At 71.8% G+C, this 18,961-nt stretch carries 13 protein-coding genes and 1 pseudogene; 12 read left to right on the forward strand and 2 right to left on the reverse strand.

All coding sequences use genetic code 11. From position 1 onward, the window contains the following. Nucleotides 1-10: 10 nt before the first annotated feature. The 12 genes and pseudogenes from AX721_RS15140 to AX721_RS15195 all read left to right on the forward strand — a co-directional run bounded on the left by AX721_RS15140 (nucleotide 11) and on the right by AX721_RS15195 (nucleotide 15,713). Complete coding sequence (locus AX721_RS15140; protein ID WP_068876821.1) at nucleotides 11-2,293, forward strand: TonB-dependent receptor; 2,283 nt, start codon at nucleotides 11-13, stop codon at nucleotides 2,291-2,293. Further along, nucleotides 2,290-2,865 carry a hypothetical protein gene (locus AX721_RS15145; protein WP_231733349.1) on the forward strand — a complete coding sequence of 192 codons (576 nt, stop codon included), beginning with the start codon at nucleotides 2,290-2,292 and terminating at the stop codon, nucleotides 2,863-2,865. Before AX721_RS15140 ends, AX721_RS15145 begins: the two co-directional genes overlap by 4 nt. Further along, entirely contained in the window at nucleotides 2,862-4,343 is a 1,482-nt protein-coding gene (locus AX721_RS15150) for a PepSY domain-containing protein (RefSeq protein WP_068876823.1), read from the forward strand. Before AX721_RS15145 ends, AX721_RS15150 begins: the two co-directional genes overlap by 4 nt. Before the next feature lie 76 nt (nucleotides 4,344-4,419). After that, nucleotides 4,420-4,992 (forward strand): hypothetical protein, encoded by a 573-nt coding sequence (locus AX721_RS15155; RefSeq protein ID WP_068876824.1) that lies wholly within the window; start codon nucleotides 4,420-4,422, stop codon nucleotides 4,990-4,992. Next, complete coding sequence (locus tag AX721_RS15160) at nucleotides 4,989-5,762, forward strand: RNA polymerase sigma factor (RefSeq protein WP_197422595.1); 774 nt, start codon at nucleotides 4,989-4,991, stop codon at nucleotides 5,760-5,762. Before AX721_RS15155 ends, AX721_RS15160 begins: the two co-directional genes overlap by 4 nt. Further along, nucleotides 5,752-6,711 carry a FecR domain-containing protein gene (locus AX721_RS15165; protein ID WP_068876825.1) on the forward strand — a complete coding sequence of 320 codons (960 nt, stop codon included), beginning with the start codon at nucleotides 5,752-5,754 and terminating at the stop codon, nucleotides 6,709-6,711. The genes AX721_RS15160 and AX721_RS15165 overlap by 11 nt, the downstream gene beginning before the upstream one ends. Then, complete coding sequence (locus AX721_RS15170; RefSeq protein WP_156467184.1) at nucleotides 6,698-8,383, forward strand: TonB-dependent receptor; 1,686 nt, start codon at nucleotides 6,698-6,700, stop codon at nucleotides 8,381-8,383. The genes AX721_RS15165 and AX721_RS15170 overlap by 14 nt, the downstream gene beginning before the upstream one ends. Continuing rightward, nucleotides 8,277-9,038, forward strand: coding sequence for a TonB-dependent receptor domain-containing protein (locus tag AX721_RS15175; protein ID WP_068876827.1), 762 nt, complete (start codon nucleotides 8,277-8,279; stop codon nucleotides 9,036-9,038). The genes AX721_RS15170 and AX721_RS15175 overlap by 107 nt, the downstream gene beginning before the upstream one ends. A gap of 97 nt (nucleotides 9,039-9,135) precedes the next feature. Then, nucleotides 9,136-10,023, forward strand: a complete 888-nt coding sequence (locus AX721_RS15180; RefSeq protein WP_068876828.1) for a DUF3313 family protein — start codon at nucleotides 9,136-9,138, stop codon at nucleotides 10,021-10,023. 56 nt (nucleotides 10,024-10,079) lie between these two features. Continuing rightward, on the forward strand, nucleotides 10,080-11,513 hold the full coding sequence (locus tag AX721_RS15185) for an efflux transporter outer membrane subunit (protein WP_068879332.1): 1,434 nt from the start codon (nucleotides 10,080-10,082) through the stop codon (nucleotides 11,511-11,513). Continuing rightward, nucleotides 11,510-12,655, forward strand: coding sequence for an efflux RND transporter periplasmic adaptor subunit (locus AX721_RS15190; protein WP_082765709.1), 1,146 nt, complete (start codon nucleotides 11,510-11,512; stop codon nucleotides 12,653-12,655). Before AX721_RS15185 ends, AX721_RS15190 begins: the two co-directional genes overlap by 4 nt. Continuing rightward, a pseudogene (locus AX721_RS15195) lies at nucleotides 12,652-15,713 on the forward strand (efflux RND transporter permease subunit). The gene AX721_RS15190 and the pseudogene AX721_RS15195 overlap by 4 nt, the downstream one beginning before the upstream one ends. Nucleotides 15,714-16,496: 783 nt before the next feature. Here the strand turns inward: AX721_RS15195 and AX721_RS15200 are convergent. Continuing rightward, complete coding sequence (locus tag AX721_RS15200) at nucleotides 16,497-17,702, reverse strand: glycosyltransferase (RefSeq protein WP_231733401.1); 1,206 nt, start codon at nucleotides 17,700-17,702, stop codon at nucleotides 16,497-16,499. Then, entirely contained in the window at nucleotides 17,695-18,939 is a 1,245-nt protein-coding gene (locus tag AX721_RS15205; RefSeq protein ID WP_231733400.1) for a hypothetical protein, read from the reverse strand. Before AX721_RS15205 ends, AX721_RS15200 begins: the two co-directional genes overlap by 8 nt. Nucleotides 18,940-18,961: the final 22 nt, after the last annotated feature.

Here is an 18,961-nt window from a genome sequence, read left to right on the forward strand (position 1 = left end):
GGGGGTTCTGTTGCGCAGTTCACTGTTCGGGGCGGTCAGCCTGTTCGCCATCGCCCTTCCGGCCGCGGCCCTGGCGGCGGACGGAGCAGCCGTCGCGGACGCGCCGCCCCCGCTGGAGGAGGTGGTCGTCACCGGTGAGAAGGCCGGCCGCAGCCTGCAGGATACGCCCGCCAGCGTCGCCGTGATCACGGCCAGGCGCATCGACGAGGAGAAGATCGTCGGCCTGTTCGACGTTCTCGACCGCACCGCCAACGTTTCGCAGACCTACGGCCCTTCCGGCTTCACGATCCGGGGGATCAACAGCACCGGCGTGTCCGGAGGGGGCTCGGGCGCCCTCGCCACCGTCTACGTCGACGGCCCGCCGCTGCCGGAGCGCCACCTCAACGTCGCGCCCATCGATATGTGGGACGTCGCCCAGGTCGAGGTGTTGCGCGGGCCGCAATCGACGCTGCAGGGCCGCAACGCCCTGGCCGGCGCCATCGTCATCCGCACCCAGGACCCGACCTTCCAGTGGACCGGGCGCGCACGCGTCCAGCTGACCGACGCCGACGAGCGGATCGTCTCGGCGGCTGGCGGCGGGGCCATCATCGCGGATCAGCTCGCCTTCCGCCTGTCGGTGGAGGACCGCAAGTCCGACGGCTTCATCTACAACACCACCCGCCAGGCCGACGAGGCGCCGCTGGACGCCACCACCTTCCGCGGCAAGCTGCTGCTGACGCCCGATGCCATCCCTGGCCTGCGCTCGCGCTTGGTCTGGACCCACGACGAGCGCGACGGCGGCTACATCTTCACCTACGGCCGCACCGACATCCCCGATCCCTATGATCGCCTGTCGAACGGCGACACGCCCAACACCAGCAAGGGCAAGACCGACATCGTCGCGCTGGAGAACGACTACAGGCTCGGCCAGCGCCTGACCCTGACCGCGGTGACGTCGTGGAGCCGCGTGGACACCCAGCGCACCTACGACGGCGACAACGAGCCGGCCAACATCTCGTACGGCTTCCAGGACGAGTACGACCGCACCTTCTCGCAGGAGGTCCGGGTGAACTACGCCGGCGAGCGGCTGAGCGGGCTGGTCGGCGGCTACTACGCCAAGCGCAAGCGCGACTACGCCACCGCCAGCGTCACCAACGTCCCGACCCCGGTCTCCACCTTGGCGGCCGTGCTCCAGGGCGCGCCCTTCGGCCTGCCGGCCGTCACGGCCCAGTCGATCGCGGCGATCTACGCGGGGGCATTGCCCAACATCTCGGTCGACTATGACGCCGCGACCGACGAGACGGTGACCACCTACGCCCTCTTCGCCGACGGCCGGTTCCAGATCACGCCGCAGCTCTCGCTGATGGCCGGCTTCCGCTACGACCGCGAGACCAACGACCAGTTCAACACCCAGACCGCCGCCTTCGCAGGGACCTATCCGAACCCGGCCGCGTTCGGCGCCACCCTTGCCCCCGTTATCGGCGGCCTGAACCAGGTCGTCGGCCTCTTCGTGGCGCAGGCCGGCGGCACGGCTCCGCCCTCCAAGCGGACCTTCAACGCCTTCCTGCCCAAAGTCGGCCTGAAGTACGACTTCAACGGTGACGCCTCGCTGAGCTTCGTCGTCCAGCGCGGGTATCGCTCGGGCGGCTCGAGCGTGAACATCGCCCGCTCGTCGGTCGTGCCATACGACCCCGAGTACACCTGGAACTACGAACTGGCTCTGCGCTCGGAGTGGCTGGACGACACGCTCGTCTTCAACGCCAACGCCTACTACGTGAAGTGGACCGACCAGCAGGTGAACGTGAACCTGGGTCTCAACCTCTACGACTACCAGACCGAGAATGCCGGCCGTTCTCACCTCTATGGGTTCGAGATCGAGAGCCAGTACCGTCCGACGTCGAACTTCGACGCCTACGCCTCGCTGGGCTACAGCCGCACCGAGTTCGACGATTTCGAGATCGACACCGGCTCGGCCACCCTCGATCTGGCCGGCACGGAGTTCGCCTACGCCCCGCACTGGACCTGGGCGGTCGGGGCGAACTATCACTGGGACAACGGCGTCTCGGCCAACGTCAACGCCAACTATCGCGACAACGCCTTCGCCGACACGGGCGCCAACCAGGCGCTCTACGCGATCAAGTCCCGGATCGTCGTGAACGCCAAGCTCGCCTACGCCTATGACGCCTGGGAAGTGGCGGTGTTCGGCCGCAATCTCTTCGACGAAGAGTACTTCCAGTACAACAACGTGTCCGCCGACCGCGCTATCATCGGCGATCCGCGGGTGATTGGCGTCAGCCTGGAGGCGCGGTGGTGACGCTGGCGCAATCCTCCGTAATGGCCGCCGTCCTGGTCGCCGCGGGCCTCGGCGGGGCGCTTCTGCTGCAGCAGGCCTGGAGGCGGCGGGACGCCGTCCGCCCCTGGCTCATCGCCGGCGGCTGGGCCCTGGTCATCGCCGCGATCGTGCTCGCCGGCCCCGCGCTCGGCCCGGCCCTGGGCCCCGCCATCGCCCTGGCCATCATGCCGCTGGCGGCCCTGGGCCTGATCGCCGCGACCGTCCAGATCCGCGACGCCCGACGCAAGCCGCCGCGCGAGCTTGCGCTCGAGCCTTCGGAGCGGGCGTCGAAGGCCTGGCGCGGCTGGCTGCGCGGTTTCCTGGCCGGTCCCATCGGGGGTGTCGCTGCCCTCGGCGTCGGCCTCCTCATCGCCGTCTGGGCGCCCGGCGCGCCGCAGACCCGCATGGTGATCGGCGGCCTGATGGCGCCGTTCCTCTGGGGCGGCGCCATGGCCTGGACCCTCGCCGACGACAAGATCCTGCGCGCCACCGCGGTGCTCGTCGGCGTGGCCGTCGTGACCTTCGGCGCCTCGGCCATGAAAGGCGCCTTATGACCGCCGGCCGCCCCATCTGGCCAAAGATCCCGAGCGGCTTCGTGCGCGCGGTCCTGGCCGGCCACTCGGCGCTGGGCCTGGCCTTCGCGGCCCTCATATATCTCGTCTGCTTCTCGGGCTCCGTCGCGGTCCTCGTCGACGAGTTCCATCGCTGGGAGCGGCCCGACGTGACGCCGGTCGTCTCGCTCACCGGCGCCGAGGTCGCCCGCGCGGCCGACGAGATCGTCGCCGCACACGGCAAGGCCGAGCACCTCTTCATGACCCTGCCTTCGCCGTCCTCGCCGCGCCTGTCGGTCTATGTGGACAAGGAGGAGGGCGAGGACCCGCGGGTGCTCGCCGGCGCCGGCGGTCGCTATCTCGGCGACGCCGGGACCCCGTGGTCCGAGTTCATGTCCCGCCTGCACATCAACCTGCACCTGCCGCAGACCTGGGGGATCTTCGTGGTCGGCCTCACGGGCGTGGCGCTGCTGTCCTCGCTGATCTCGGGGGTCCTCGCCCATCCGCGCATCTTCAAGGACGCGTTCCATCTCCGCTGGGGCGGCTCCAAGCGGCTGCAGGAAGCGGACCTGCACAATCGGATCGGCGTGTGGGGCTTGCCCTTCCACATCATGATCTCGCTCACCGGGGCGTTCCTGGGCTTGACCACCGTCATCGTCGGCGTCCTGGCCCTGATCGTCTTCAAGGGCGACACCGAAAAGGCCTACGCCCTCTTCCTGCCCCCCGAGCCCATCGACGACCCGCGGCCGGCGCCGATGCCCGACATCGCCACGGCCTTCGCGAACCTGGCCCGCGTCGCGCCCGGCGCGACACCCACCTTCGTCGGTCTAGAGCACCCCGGCGAGCAGGGCGCGGCGATCCTGATCGTCGCCAGCCGGCCGCGCGAACTGGCCCGGGGTGAGAACCACACCTTCGACCGCCGCGGCGAGCCGTCGGCGAACCAGGATCCCGCCCGAGGGACGCTCGGCGCGGCCATCCTGCAGATCACCAACCAGCTGCACTTCGGCTGGTTCGGCGGCTGGGCCGTGAAGGTGGCTTACGTGCTCCTGGGCGCCGGCATCACCGTCGTCACCGCTAGCGGCGTCGCCATCTGGCTGGCCCGCCGCCGCGCCAAAGGCCGGCCCGCACCGCGCTGGGAGCGGGTCTGGATCGCGACGGCCTGGAGCCAGCCCATCGCCTACCCGGCCGCCGCCCTCGCCTCGATGCTGGCCGGCGTCTCGCCGCTGGCGGCGTGGGGCGCAGCCACCGGCGCCGCGCTGCTCGCCGCCCTCGCCTTCCCGCCCGAGGCCCTCTCGCGCAACCTCCGCCTCGCGGGCGGCGGCCTCCTGGGTCTGCTGGGTACGGCGCACGTCGCCAACTGGTGGGGACGGATCGCCGACCCGGTCGCCTGGATCGTCGACGCCGCCCTCATCGTCCTGGCGCTGGCCATGCTGGTCTCGGCCTCGAGCGCCCGGCAGCCGCCGGCGGGTGCGGGCGCCTAAGGCGGCGCGACCTGGTGAGGAACGCGACGAGGCGCGGCATCTCAGTGGCGGGGGCCTGCCTGCCGCCGGGAGCGCCATGCATATCATCTGCAATATCGACGGAGCGATCGCCATCAACGGAGCGATCGTGCGGCCCGGGGCGGTGTCCGCGAACGGGGAAGGCCGACGTACGTCGGAGCTCCGCCCGCCGCGGGAAATCTGCTTCGACCTCGCGCCCGCCTTCATCGACTTCCTCCACGCCTGCGCCGCCTGGCCGGTCGCCCTCAGTCTCGTCAGCGAGGAGCCGGAGCACATCGTCCAGGCCCTGCTGGATCGGCACCGCTTCGGCCACCTGCCGGTCTTCGCCCGCCGGCGCGTGGGGTCTACCCTCGAGAGCCCCTTCGGCCGGGGCGACTGCCCCGCCAGGGCCGGCGTCTGCAAATGCGCGATCGCCGGCTTCCGGTCCCAACCGCGCTGGCCTGTGACCGTCTACGTTGGCCACGCGCGTTCCGACGCCTGCGTGGCGCGCCATGCGGACCTCCTCTTCGCCAGCGGCGAGCTGGCGGCGCTGGCCCGCGCGAGCGCCCGGCCCTTCGTGCCTTACGAGACGTTCGATGACGTGCGGCGCGGGCTAGAGCGCCGCGTCGCGCCGATGGCGTCGTCCCGGTGAAATCCTACGCGCCGATGTCCCAGTCCCCGAGCCAGCACTATTTCGATGACGGTCGGGACGAGCTGCCGCATAGACGCGCGAAGATGGAGCCGGAGCAGCCGCATTGCGGGCGCAATTCGATCGGAAACCTGAGCCGCCGGCCCGGGGCGACCCCGGGGGACCCGGCGTCCCTCGCCGTGCTCACCATATCCCGCAGGCCTGACGTGCCCACCGGCGGACTCCTCGCCCTCTTCGCCGAGATGCGCCCCGCGCTGCTCCGCTATCTGGCGTCTCGCGGCGCCGGCGCCGACGAAGCGGAAGACGTCCTGCAGGATGTTCAGGTGAAGCTGCTGGCCGATGCCATCGGGCCGGTGGACCAGCCACGGGCCTACCTCTACCGGATGACAAACAACCACTTCCTCGTGGCGCGCCGCACAGCGGGCCGCCGGGTGCGTCGGGAGGAGGACTGGCTGAGCGCCCAGGGCGCGGACGGCGGCGAGGCCGACCAGAAGCCGTCGGCGGAGACCGAACTCATCGCCCGCCAGCAGTTGGCCATCCTACAGCGGGTGCTGGACGAGTTGCCCGAACGGACGCGGAAGATCTTCCGGCGCTTCCGCATCGACGGCGAGCCGCAACGCTTGATCGCCGATGAGATGGGGATCAGCGTCAGCGCGGTGGAGAAGCATCTCGCCAAGGCCTATCAGGCGATTTCCGACGTGAAGCTGCGGCTGGATGAGGATCGCGCAACCGCGCGGCGTCCAACGGCCGGGATATTCCGCCATGCGCGCTGACGGCGACCGCAACATCGAAGCACGCGCCATCGAGTGGCACGTCCGCCTGCGCGATGGCGACGACGCGACCTGGGAGGCGTTCGCCGAGTGGCTGACGGCGGACGAGCGGCACGCTCAGGCCTACGATGCGATCGAACAGACGGATCTGGCCCTGGAGCCGCTGTTGCCGCACGTCACCATCGCGGAGGCCGCCAACGACGCCGGCGCCTCCCAGGCGCCGCGACGGCCCACCCGGCGCTGGTGGCTGGCGGGCGGCGCGGTAGCGGCGGCGGCCGCCGCGGCCGTCGTCGTGGCGCCCCAGCTGGCGCCCAGCCGCTACGAGGTCGTCACGCCACCGGGCGAGCGGCAGGTGGTCCAACTGGATCCCGGCACGCGGGTGACGCTCAACGGCGGCACGCGCATGACCTTCGACCGACGCAATCCCCGCTTCGCGGCGCTGAGCGGCGGCGAGGCGCTGTTCCATGTCCGGCACGACGCGGCCAAGCCGTTCCGGCTGACGGTGGGCGGCCGGATCGTCGAAGACGCGGGCACGATCTTCAACGTCGTCCACGCGGACGGCGAGGTCCGCGTGGCGGTGGCCGAGGGCAAGGTGATCTACGACGCTGGGCGCAAGGTCGCGCCCCTGGACGCCGGCCAGCAGCTGGCCGAGCGGGACGGCCAGCGGCTCGTGACCGATGTGGCGCCGCAGGTCGTCGGGACCTGGGCGGAGGGGTCGTTGGTGTACGCCGCCGCGCCGCTGACCCAGGTGGCGGCCGACCTGTCGCGGGCGCTCGGCGTGCGGATCGCCGTCGCGCCGGCGATCGCCGGCCGGCCGTTCTCGGGCGCAATCACGCTGAATGGCAACGATCCCAGCCAGTTGAAGCGCCTGGAGCCCGCGCTCAACGTCCGCCTGGCCAAGACAGCCGAGGGCCGCTGGCGGATGGAACCGGTCGAACGTGCCGGCCCGTAGGTGGGCGGTCGCCACGGTCGCCGTCGCGTGTGGCGTTGCGCCGGCGGCCCATGCGGCGGCGTTCCGGATTCCGCCCGGGTCAGTGGGTGAGGTCGTCGCGGCCCTGGGCGTGCAGGCGCGGATCACCATCGCCGTGACCGACGTCGAGCTCGCCTCGCGGCGCTCGCCCGGCGTGCGGGGCGAGATGTCGGTGCGCGAGGCCCTGGCCCAGGCGCTGCAGGGCACCGGCGCAGAAGCCGTCTTCTATGACGCGGCCACCGCGCGGATCGTGCGCAAGCCACCCCCTGCTCCCCCGACCCGCCCGCCGCCGCCCCCGGGCCCGGCCGCGCCGGCGGACCTCGGCGAGATCGTGGTCACGGCCAGCAAGCAGACCATGCTGCTCGACCGCTATCCGGGATCGGCGACGATCATCGATTTCGCGGCCGACCGGTTGGCCCGCGACGCCCGCCAGGGCACCGCGGCGATCACCGAGACCCTCCCGACGCTGAGCGCGACCAACCTCGGGCGCGGGCGGAACAAGCTCTACGTCCGCGGCGTGTCGGACAGCAGCTTTAACGGCCCCAGCCCGGCGACAGTCGGACAGTACCTGGGCGACGTGCGCCTGAACTACAGCGCGCCGGATCCGGACCTGAACCTCTACGACCTCGCCCGCGTCGAGGTGCTGGCGGGGCCGCAAGGGACACTTTACGGCGCAAGCTCCCTGGGCGGCATCGTGCGCCTCGTGCCGAACGCGCCGGAGACCACGGCCATTTCCGCGACCGCCTCGGCCGGCGTGAGCACGACCCATCTCGGGGGGATCGGGCGCGACGCGGCGGCGATGCTCAACCTGCCGCTGGCCGGCGGGCGCTCGGCGGCGCGGCTCGTCATCTATGGGACCCGCGACGCCGGCTACATCGACGACCCGTCACGGGACCTGCGGGACATCAATGCGGGGCGAAGCGTAGGCGGCCGCCTGGCCTGGCGGATCGACGACCTGGACGGCTGGCAGGTCGACGTCGGCGGCGTTCTGCAGAATGTGAGCAGCGACGACGGGCAGTACACCCTGCGCGGCGCCCCGCCGCTGACCCGCGCCAGCACGCTGGCCCAGCCGTTCCGCAGCGAGTACCGGCTGGGACACCTCACCGCCCGGCGGGCGGCCTGGAGCGGCGAACTGTTGAGCACCACGTCGGTGGTGGAGCACGATCTGGCCACCGTCTTCGATGCGACCGGCGCGGACGGCGCGCCGCGCCGGTTCCAGGAGAGTAACGACATCCTGCTCGTGTCGCATGAGACGCGGCTCTCGGGCGGGGATACGCGCACGCCGTGGGTGGCCGGCCTGGCCGGCGTCTACAGCGTCAACCGCCTCACGCGGACGCTCGGGCCGCCGGACGCGCCCGAGCAGATCGCCGGCGTGCTCAATCGACAGATCGAGGTCGCGGTCTTCGGCCAGGTGTCGCGGCGGATCGGATCGCGCCTGACGGCGACGGCGGGGGGGGCGGCTGACCGGCGCCGGGACCACGGGCCGTCTGCTCGACGCCGACGAGGAACTGGAGGACGAGTACAACGGGCAGGTGCGGCTCACCCCCATGGTCGGCGTGAACTGGCGCATCCGCCCCTCCCTGTCGGCGTTCGCGCAGTACCAGCTGGGGTTCCGCGCAGGCGGCTTCGCGGTCGCACCCGCCGGCTCCAGTGACACGGGCGAGGAGTTCAAGGCCGACGACCTGGGCCAGCTTGAAATCGGCCTCCGCTGGCGCAACCCGCAGCGGAGCCGGCTGTCCGGACGCCTCGCGCTGTTCTTCGTCGACTGGGATCACATCCAGGCCGATCTCGTGGACGACTCCGGCCTCCCCTATACCGACAACATCGGCAGCGGCCGGATCTATGGCGCCGATATCGAGGCGACGTGGCGGCCCACGCCGGACCTTCGCCTGGCGGCCTCGGCCTTCCTCAACGACACCTACCTCTTCGATGCGCCGCCGGAGCTGGTGACGACCGGCAAGCATACCCTGCCCAACATCCCGCGCGACGGCGTGCGGGGTGAGGTCGCCTGGCGGCGGGAACTGGGCGGCGGCGCGGTCCTGACGGCCCACGCCAACCTGCGCTACGTCGGCAAGTCGTTCCTGGCGATGGGTTCGAGCTACGACGTCGCGCAAGGCGACTACTTCGTGGGCGGCGCTGGCGCCCGGATCGACTTCGGGCGCTTCGCCGTCTCGCTCGACGTGGCCAACGTCGGCGACGCTCGTGGCAACACCTTCGCGTTCGGCAACCCCTTCGGACTGGCGGATCGAAACCAGGTGACGCCGCTGCGCCCCCGGACGATCCGGTTCGGGCTCGACACGCGGTTCTGACCGCACGCACGACGGAAGACTTTCTGGTGAGGGTCCTGCGGCCCGGTGGTGTCTCAGGGTCGAGGGCGGGGGCGCGCCTCACTACGGAGACCCACCTATGAACCTGCCTTCCGTTGCACGCCGCGGGCGCACACGCGCCGCCGCCTCCGCAGCGCAGGTCTTCATGATGGCGGGGCTGGCGGCGAGCGTCGCCGCATGCCAGTCCACGCCCGCCGCCCATTCGGGCTTCCTGTCCAGCTATGCTGGCCTGAGCGACCAGGAGGGCGCCCGAAAAACCTCCGCGAAGCGGCGCGACGACGCGCTCAGCGGCGCGATCACTCGCGTCTACATCGAACCTTCCGTCCTCCGCCTCCGGGCCGACAGCCCGATCAAGCCGGATCAGCAGGCGATGGTGCAAAGCGAGGTCGACCGCCAGATCTGCTTCGAGCTCAGCAAGCACTTCGACCTTGCCATCGCCCCCGAGCCCGGCGCCGGGCGGATCCGCACCGCGATCGTGGGCATCGATCCCACCAGTCGGGCCGGTTCGGCCGCCACCGCCGCCGCGGACTTCTTCAATCCCATCCCCATGCCATTCGTCAGCATCCGCGCCCCGATGACGACGGGCGGCCTTTCCGCGGAGTCCGAGCTGCTGACGCCGGACGGCCAGCAGGCGGCGGCGCTGACCTGGTCGTACAACGCCGAGGTCATCAGCCGCAGCGACGCCTCGCTCTCGCCGGTCGGGGATGCGCTGCAGATGGCCGAGCCGTTTGGCGACGCGGTCGCCAAGACCTTCGCGGTCAAGGCTGGCGGCGACAAGAAGGCCCAGAAGAAGAAGATCGCCGACCCCGATCCATGCGCCCGCTACGGCCCGCGCCGGAACGTCACACGCTTCGTCGGCAAGATGGCGATGGGCGCCGCGACGGGACTCTACTCCCCGACGATCGCCGGCGCAGGGCGACCCGCCGAAGTTGCGCCAGACGAAACGCATGAAGCGCCAAAGCGCTGAGGCCGCCGGCCGGTGCGATGGCGCCGGCCCCTTCCCGACGTTTCGACGAGCCGCCTTTGCCCTTCGCAAAACCTGCCGCCAGCATCGCGCTGGCGCCTCTTCTGCTGCTGAGCGCCTGCGCGCTCCAGCCGCCCTACAAGCGCCCGCCCCTGGACGTCGCCAACGCATGGGACAACGCCGTCGCGGCGACGCCTGCGATCCCGCTGGACGATCGCTGGTGGACGCAGCTCGGCGATCCCGCGGTCGACCATCTGGTCGCGGCAGGCCTGGCCGACAGCCCCACGCTCGCGGAGGCCGCCGCGCGTGTGGACCAGGCGCGCGCCGCGCGGGTTGTCCAGCACGCCCGGCGCCTTCCCGCCGTGGCCGCGACCGGCAGCGCCCAACGGTCACGCGACGGCGCAGCTCCCGGGCAAGCCGCGGCGGATCAGACGAGCGCCGGGATCGGGGCCAGCCTGTCGTGGGAGCTTGACCCGTGGGGCCGGGTCCGCGAAGGCCGGGCCGCTGCGGAGAGCCGCGTGACGGCGTCCACCGCAGACGCCGAGGCCGTCCGGCTGGCGCTGATCGGCGATATCGCCGACACGACGCTGGCGCTCCGGGCCTGCCACCTCACCCTTGACCTTCGCGACCGGGATATCGCCTCGCGGCGGACCGAACTGCAGGTCACCCGCGCGCGCCTTGCGCTGGGCGGCATCGCGCCGGTCGCGGTCGCCACCGCCGCCAGCAACCTGGCCACTGCACAGACGGACCGGATCGCCCAGGAGGAGGCCTGCCGCCGCCTGGTGGACGCCCTTGTGGCGCTGACCGGGGAGGACGGCGCTGCGATCCGCGCCGCGGCTGCGCAGGGCGCGAGCGCCGGGTCCCTGCCCAGCCCTCCCGCCTTCACGCCGCAGGTCCCCGCCGCTGTGCTGATCCGCCATCCGGCCGTCTTGAGCGCAGAGCGCGAGGCGGCCGCGCGGTGGTCCGAGATCGCCGAAGCGCGCGCCGATCGCCTGCCGCGCATCGATCTGACCGCCGCGTTCAGCCAGCAGTGGATTCGGGCGCTGGGGGCGACCGACGGCTTCCTCACCCGGTCGCTCGGCGCAGGTCTGACCGGCCCCCTGTTCGACGGCGGGGCCGGCGCCGCGAACGTGCGCGGCGCGGACGCACGCTACCGTGAGGCGGTCGCCCGGCTCGACGGCGTGGTCCGCGTCGTGGTCCGCGACATCGAGGACGGGCTGGCGGCCCAGCAATCCGCCGCCGACCGGACCGACACGTCACAGGCCGCGCTGGAGTCGGCGCGCATGACGCTGGACGCCAACTCCGCCCGCTGGCGGGCCGGCGCCATCGCCCAGGTGGAGCTCGAGGAGTCCCGCCGCCAGTTCAACCGCGCCCAGGAGAGCGTCATCGCCGCCACCGCCGACCGGGCGCGCGCCTGGGTGGCGTTGGTCCGGCGCAGCGGCGGCGCCTGGACGGCGCCGCCGAGCTCCCAACACGAAGAGGGCCGCCCATGAGCGAGACCACGGCCATCGCCGAGAACGACCGCGCCCGGACGCTGGACCGCGTCCGCGCGCCGGGCCGGCCGACGCGGCGCGCCTGGATCATCGCCGGCGTCGCGGTGCTCGCGGCCGCCGCCGGCGGCTACCTGCTTGTGCAGGTCGGCGCCAGGCCGCCCGCCGCGACGGCTGAACCCATCCCTGTGCTGACGGTCACGACCGCGACGCCGCAGCGCGTCACGTGGCCGGTGACCCTGGTCGCATCCGGGACGATCGCGCCCTGGCAGGAGGCGAGCGTCGGGGCGCAAATCGGCAGCTACCAGTTGGTCGAAGTCCGGGCGGACGTAGGCGACCACGTGCGCCGGGGCCAGGTTCTGGCGCGTCTCAATCCCGCGTTGCTGCGTGCGGAGGAGGCCCAGCTGCTCGCCCGCCACGACCAGGCCGTCGCCAACCAGCACCGCGCCGCCGGCCTGCAGGCCAACGGCGCGATCAGCGACCAGGAGCTGCTGCAGGCCGCCACGGAGGCCAAGCAGGCGGCCGCCTTGCTGGCCGCCAAGCGGCTGGAGCTTCGTTACACCGAGATCCTGGCGCCCGACGACGGCGTCGTCACGGCGCGCACCGCCACCCTCGGCGCGGTGGCGCCCGAAGGCCAGGAACTGTTCCGGATGATCCGCCGGAACCGGCTGGAGTGGCGCGGCGAAGTCACAGCCGCACAGCTGCGGTCCGTCGCCATCGGTCAGACGATCTCGCTTGCGCTGCCTGACGGGAGCGCCGCCGAGGCCATGGTGCGGCAGACTTCGCCGTCCCTCGACGGCGCGTCACGGCTCGCCCTCGTCTATGCCGACCTGGCTCCCGGCAGCCGGGCGAGAGCCGGCATGTACGCCGAGGGCCGCATTGTCGCCGGAGTCGCGTCCGCGCTGACGATACCGGCCGACTGCGTGGTGCTGCGCGACGGGCGCAGCCACGTCATGGTCCTGGACGACGCCTCGGCGCCGCCCACCGTGCGGCGGCGAGTGGTCACTATCGGCCGCCGCAGCGGCGGGGCTGTCGAGATCCTGAACGGGCTGACGGGCCGCGAACGGCTAGTCCAGCGCGGCGCGGGCTTCCTGGACGATGGCGACGCCGTACGGGTAGCCGGTAGGACGGAGGCCCGCCGATGAACTTCGCCTCCTGGTCCATCCGCAATCCCATCCCCTCGATCCTGCTCTTTGCGCTGCTGACGCTCGCGGGTCTGCGGGCGTTCGGCCTGCTGGCCATCCAGGATCTGCCCGACCTTTCCTTCCCAACGGTTTCGGTGGCCGCGACCCTGCCCGGCGCGACGCCCGCCCAGATGGAGACCGAGATCGCGCGGCCGATCGAGGATGCGCTCGCCACCGTCGACGGGATGCGCCACCTCAGCACCTCGATAACCGACGGGGTCGTGCGGATCGAGGCGGCTTTCGACCTGCAGAAGTCGCTGTCCGACGCGCTGATCCAGACCAAGGACGCCGTGGACGGCGTCCGTTCGGACCTGCCGGCTGACATGCTCCAGCCGACGGTGGAGGCCGCCACCTTCGCCGCCGCGCCAGTGCTGGTCTATGCCGTCGCCTCGTCGCGTCTCAGCGAGACGGAGCTCTCATGGCTGGTCGACGACACCCTCACGAAGGCCGTCCGCTCGGCCCCTGGCGTCGGCCGGGTCGAGCGGGTCGGCGGCGTTCAGCGGGAGGTGCGCGTGACCGTCGACCCAGCGCGTCTCGCGGCCACGGGCGTCACGGCCGGCGACGTCTCCCGCGCCCTACGTGAGGTCCAGCAACAATCGTCCGGCGGCCGCGGGCGACTGGGCGGGGCCGAACAGTCGCTGCGCACGGTCGCGCTCGCCGCTCAGGCGTCCGACCTGGCGGCGCTGCCGATCGTGCTGGCCGGTGGCCGCCAGGTTCGCCTCGACCAGGTGGCGACGGTGCGTGACACGGCCGCGGACCGGACCCAGGCCGCCTTCCTGGACGGCACGGCCGTGATCGGCCTGCGCGTGTTCCGGGCCCGGGGGGCGGACGAGACGAAGGTCGCCGAGGGCGTGAAGGCGGCGCTCGACCAGGTGAAGGCGCGCACGCCTGGCCTGACGCTCACGGAGGTCGGCGGTTCGGTGGACTATACGGTCGAGCAGTACCATGGCTCGATGGACATGCTGTACGAGGGCGCGTTCCTGGCCGTCGTCGTCGTCTGGCTGTTCCTGCGCGACTGGCGCGCGACCGTGATCGTCGCCACGGCCCTGCCGCTGTCGATCCTGCCGACCTTCGCGGCGATGGCGTACTTCGGCTTCACGCTCAACACCCTGACCTTGCTGGCGCTCGCCGTGGTGGTCGGGATCCTGGTCGACGACGCCATCGTCGAGGTGGAGAACATCGAGCGGCACCGGCGGCTGGGAAAGCCTATCCTCGCGGCGACCGAAGAGGCGGTCACCGAGATCGCCAAACCCGTAATCGCCACGACCATGAGCCTGGTGGCGGTGTTCCTGCCGACGGCCATGATGCCGGGCTTCGCCGGCCTGATCTTCAGGCCGCTCGGCTGGACGGCGGTGATCGCGGTGCTGGCCTCGCTGCTCGTCGCGCGCCTGCTGACGCCGATGATGGCCGCTTACTTCCTCAAGGACACGGTCGCGCCCGAGACCGAGAACGAGCGGATGATGGGCCGCTATCTCGGCGCCGTCCGCTGGTGCCTGGAGCATCGCAAGGCGACCATGGCGGCGACAACGACCTTCCTGGTCCTGTCCCTGGCGCTTCTGCCGCTGATTCCCGTCGGCTTCCTGCCGCCCGACGACCGCAGCCTGACGGAAGTCTCGCTCGAACTGCCGCCCGGCGCCGCGCTGGCGACGACGGCGACGATCGCCGAGGAAGCTCGGGTCGCGCTGAAAGCGATTCCCGGCGTCGAGCACATATTCACGGCGGTCGGCCAGGCCGAGGCGGACGGTGACGCCTCGGACGCGGGCGCCGCGCGGACGGCGTCGCTGACGGTGCTGCTGGCTCCCCGCGGTGAGCGGCCGTCGAAGTCGCGGATCGAGGGTCAGGCGCGCGAGGCGCTCAAAGCCGTCCCCGGCGCGCGGTTCGCCATCGGCGACGGCGGGACGACGCGGCTGGAGCTGATCCTGGCAAGTGACGATCCTCTCGCGTTGGACGCGACGGTGCGGCAGCTGGTGCGTGAGTTGCGGAGCGTCGGCAGCCTGTCGAACATCAGTTCGACCGCCAGCCTGGAGCAGCCCGAGATCGTCATCCGGCCCGACCGCCAGCGCGCCGCGGAGCGTGGCGTCACCGCCGAGGCGATCGGCGAGACGGTGCGGATCGCCACCCGCGGCGACTTCGACGCCCAAACCCCGCGCCTCAACCTCGACAGCCGCCAGGTCTTCATCCGCACGCGGATCTCGGACGATGCGCGCGCCGACCTCGACGCCATCGCCAACCTGCGGGTCCCCGGCCGCGACGGCCTCGTACCGCTCGGCGCCGTGGCCGAACTGTCGCTGGCCAGCGGCCCTTCGCAGATCGACCGCTACGACCGCAAGCGCAACATCATGATCACCGCGGACCTCAACGGCATGCCGCTGGGCGCGGCGCTGGCCCGGGTGGACGCCCTGCCCTCCATCCGCGCCCTGCCGGCCAGCGTAGCGCTGGTCCCGGCGGGCGGCGCGGAGATGGGCGAGGAACTCGGCGTGGGGTTCGTCACGGCCCTGATCGCCGGCGTGCTGTGCATCTATTGCGTGCTGGTGCTGCTGTTCGGAGACTTCCTGCAGCCGGTGACGATCCTGTCGGCCATCCGCTCGCGGCCGGCGGCGCCTTCGTGGCGCTGTTGCTGGGCGGCAGCGCGCTCAGCATGCCCGCCATGATCGGCCTCGTCATGCTGATGGGCATCGTCACCAAGAACTCGATCCTGCTGGTCGAGTACGCGATCGTGGGCATGAAGGAGCGCGGGCTGACGCGCCGCGAGGCGCTGCTGGACGCCTGCCGCAAGCGGGCGCGGCCGATCCTCATGACGACGGTCGCCATGGTCGCCGGCATGGCCCCGATCGCGCTCGGCCTCGGCGCCGACGCCAGCTTCCGCCAGCCGATGGCGGTGGCCGTGATCGGCGGGCTGCTGACCTCGACCTTCCTCAGCCTTGTCGTGGTGCCGGTGGTCTTCACACTGGTGGATGACGTCGAACATCGGATCCGCCGCGCGGCGGGCCGTGGCCGGACCGGCCAGGCGGCGGCCTGAGCCGTGCCGCGCCGCATGGACATCTGGCGAGTCGGCGTCGTCGCCGCTCCGATCGGCGAGGTCGCGGCGCCGGGCAGCCTGGCCCGACTGCCGATCCACTGGCTGCCGGTAGAGCCCCCGTTCAGGTTCCTGGCCGACCCGTTTGGGATCCGGCGGGATGGCGGGCTGTTCGTCTTTGCCGAGGCCTACGACTACCGAACCCGCCATGGCGTGATCGACCTCCTGGAGCTGGACGAGGCCTTGCAGGTTGTCACGCGACGGACCGTGCTGCAGGAGCCCTGGCATCTCTCCTATCCATATGTGTTCGAAGCCGAGGGCGCGGTCTGGATGACACCCGAGGCCCACCGCGCCGGCGCCGTCACCTTCTATCGGGCCGAGCGGTTCCCCGACCTCTGGACGCCGGTCCGCCGCTTCGAGCTCGACACGCCCGCTGTCGATCCGACGGCCTTCCGCCATGGCGGCCTGTGGTGGCTGGCCTATACGCCGGCCGGCCCCCAGGCCGCGAAGCAGGGTCGGCTGCACCTTGCCTGGGCCGAGGCGCTGACCGGCCCCTGGCGGCCGCACCCGGGCAATCCCGTCCGCATTTCGCGCGCCAGCAGTCGGCCCGGCGGCACGCCGTTCGAGGTCGACGGCCAGCTGATGCTACCGGTCCAGGACTGTGTCGCGACCTACGGCCACGCGATTCGCCTGCTTCGGATCGACGTCCTGACGCCGGACCGGTTCGAGGCCGACGCCGGCCCGCCGATCATCTCGCCAGGCGTCGCCGCACCCTACCGCGAGGGCCTACATACCCTTTCGGCGTGCGGCGACTTCACGCTGATCGACGTCAAGCGGATCGACCGCTCGCCCGCGGGACTGACGATCGACGTCGGGCGGGCCTCGGCCGCTGGCGGAGATAGGCAGGCGCGCCATCACCGCCGCCCCGGCGCGGGCGAACGCCTCGGGACCATAGCGCTCCAGCGTCCGCTCGCGGGCCGCCCGGCCCATGGCGACCAACTGTTCGGGCCGGGCGAGCAGATCGCGCAATGCAAGCGCCAGGGCGGTCGGGTCGCCGGGCGGGACGACGCGACCGGTGACCCCGTCCACGACGCTGTGCGGCAGCTCGCCCACGCCGGAGACGATCGCCGGCAGGCCGGCCTGCATGGCCTCGTGCGCGGCGACGCAGAGCCCCTCGGATCGCGACGGCTGCACGTACAGATGCAGACCGGCCAGGAAGGCGTCGGGCGGGCTGACGAAGCCGGCCAGCCGGACGTTGTCCAGCCCCGCCGCGGCGATCTGCGCGGCGAGCGCAGATCGCCCGGCGCCGTCGCCGCCGATCAGCACCTCGAAGGGCGTCCGCGCCGCGAGCGCCCGCATCCGGCGGACCGCCTCGATGAGGACATCGTATCCCTTCAACGGATGCAGGCGGCCGAGCGATCCGATGCGGACCACCTCACCCGGCCGCCACGGTTGCGCCGCCGCGGCTGTGGGATTCGCGCCGAAGATCGGCCAGACCATCAGGCGATCCGCCGTCACGCCGAGACGTTCCGCCGTGAGGAGGCCGACGCTCGTGGAATCCGCCACCCACAGCGCCGTGCGCCGCTGCAGTGCGCGCAACAGCATGCGGTTAGCGGGCTTGAGGTAGGCGGCGTGTTGCCAGCTCACGACCGGAACGGCGAGCCACCGGCCCACTTGCTGGCCGATCAGGGTCGCGCGGGTGAGCGAGGTCCAGATGAGGTCCGGCGGATCCGTTTTCAGCCGCCGGCCCAGCCAGTAGCCGGCCGCCAGATGATCCGCCTCCGCCCCTTCGCGCACCTCCACCCGCAGGCCCGCCGCGAGCATTGGGGCGAGCGCCCGTCGATCGCGGGGTGTCAGGGCATACACCGTCACGTCGGCCCCGTGGTCGCGCATGACTCGGGTCACGGCCGGCACCGGAAGGGCTGCGCCGCCGCCTTCGAGTGAGTTGATCACATACGCGACCCGCATCGCGCCCGCCTCGCCCTCAGGCATGGGCCGCCAGCCGCCCGTCGCCAGGAGCCGCCGCGAGCCCCGGCGCGGGCAGGCCCGCGAAGTTCGCGATGGCGCGCGCCGCACGCGCCGACGAGGGCTCGTCGGTCAGCTCGATCCGCTCGGCGAACATCGCCACCTGCCGAGGGCGATAGATCCGCTCGTGGTCGTCCGCCGCCTCGGCCAGGGCCGGTCCGAGCTCGCGAGCGCTGCCGATCACCCGCCCGGCGTGCCAGTGGGCGAAGGAAGGATCGCGCCGCCAAGCCAGCGCCCGCGGGTTGAGGAATACGCAAGGTCGCGGTCGCAGCAGGAACTCGTAGACCTGGCTCGACACGTCGCCCAGATAGACGTCCGCCCGCCGGGTGTAGGCCATGGTCGTCGCCGCGCGGCTACCCAGGTCGATGTGGATGTTGGGCGCGCGCAGATAGCGGTCGTCGATGCGGCCCGGCCGATCGATCCGCAGCTTGTCGATACTGAGGACCAGGGGCCGCTCGAACAGCATGACGTGCGGCGCGAAGATCAGGTGGTGGTCGTCGTGCTCCACGAACCAGTCGAGCACCTGGCGGCCGACCGTGCGCCATGACGACAGGTGCGGCGAGACGTGGGGATTGTAGAGCACCACCGGCCGGCCGTCCTCGACCAGCGGATGGACGCCGCTGCCGATCCCCGCGGCGACGTCGAACTTCGGATAGCCGACGACCGCGATCCGGTCGGGCGGGACGCCGGCCTCGGCGATGAGCCGCTGGCGCAGGGCCGGGCCCGCGCAGAGCACGAAGTCGAACCCGGCGCTGGCGGGATCGAAGCCGATGGCGCGATCGCCGGCCCCGTGGCGGGTGTGGACGATCCGCAGATCCTTCAGCCCGTAGCGCGTCTTGAGGATCAGCGACGTCTTCTCGGCCACCACCAGCAGGTCGAGGCTGCGGAAGAACTCGAGGTTGTCGCGATAAACCAGGAGCTTGGCGGCGGGTATCATCGCTTCGAAGCTCGCCGCCGCCAGGCGGCTCGACAATCGACACAACCCCAGCTCGACCAGGCGGATCCTCGGCCCGATCAGGCCTTCCCCCAGCCTGACCACCTCCGCGGTGAGCCGGGCGTTGGTGGTCGCCACCACGACATCGACGTCCGGCGCGCCCCGCGCGAGCGCCAGGGCGATCGGCAGGCTGTGCGCGACCTGATGGACCTGATCATGGTTGAAGAGGAATCCGACCTGCATGCCGATGAGACACCGGCGCAGCGCCATCTCCTCACGAAAAAGTCGCTCG

This window comes from Phenylobacterium sp. CCH9-H3 (assembly GCF_001557235.1).
Lineage (GTDB): Bacteria > Pseudomonadota > Alphaproteobacteria > Caulobacterales > Caulobacteraceae > Phenylobacterium.

Excerpts from the sequence above, each read along its gene's own strand:
- AX721_RS15150 (WP_068876823.1), top strand. The coding sequence starts at position 2,862 with ATGACCGCCGGCCGCCCCATCTGGCCAAAGATCCCGAGCGGCTTCGTG.
- AX721_RS15155 (WP_068876824.1), top strand. The coding sequence starts at position 4,420 with ATGCATATCATCTGCAATATCGACGGAGCGATCGCCATCAACGGAGCG.
- AX721_RS15165 (WP_068876825.1), top strand. The coding sequence starts at position 5,752 with ATGCGCGCTGACGGCGACCGCAACATCGAAGCACGCGCCATCGAGTGG.
- AX721_RS15175 (WP_068876827.1), top strand. The coding sequence starts at position 8,277 with ATGGTCGGCGTGAACTGGCGCATCCGCCCCTCCCTGTCGGCGTTCGCG.
- AX721_RS15180 (WP_068876828.1), top strand. The coding sequence starts at position 9,136 with ATGAACCTGCCTTCCGTTGCACGCCGCGGGCGCACACGCGCCGCCGCC.
- AX721_RS15190 (WP_082765709.1), top strand. The coding sequence starts at position 11,510 with ATGAGCGAGACCACGGCCATCGCCGAGAACGACCGCGCCCGGACGCTG.
- AX721_RS15200 (WP_231733401.1), bottom strand. The coding sequence starts at position 17,702 with ATGCCTGAGGGCGAGGCGGGCGCGATGCGGGTCGCGTATGTGATCAAC.
- AX721_RS15205 (WP_231733400.1), bottom strand. The coding sequence starts at position 18,939 with ATGGCGCTGCGCCGGTGTCTCATCGGCATGCAGGTCGGATTCCTCTTC.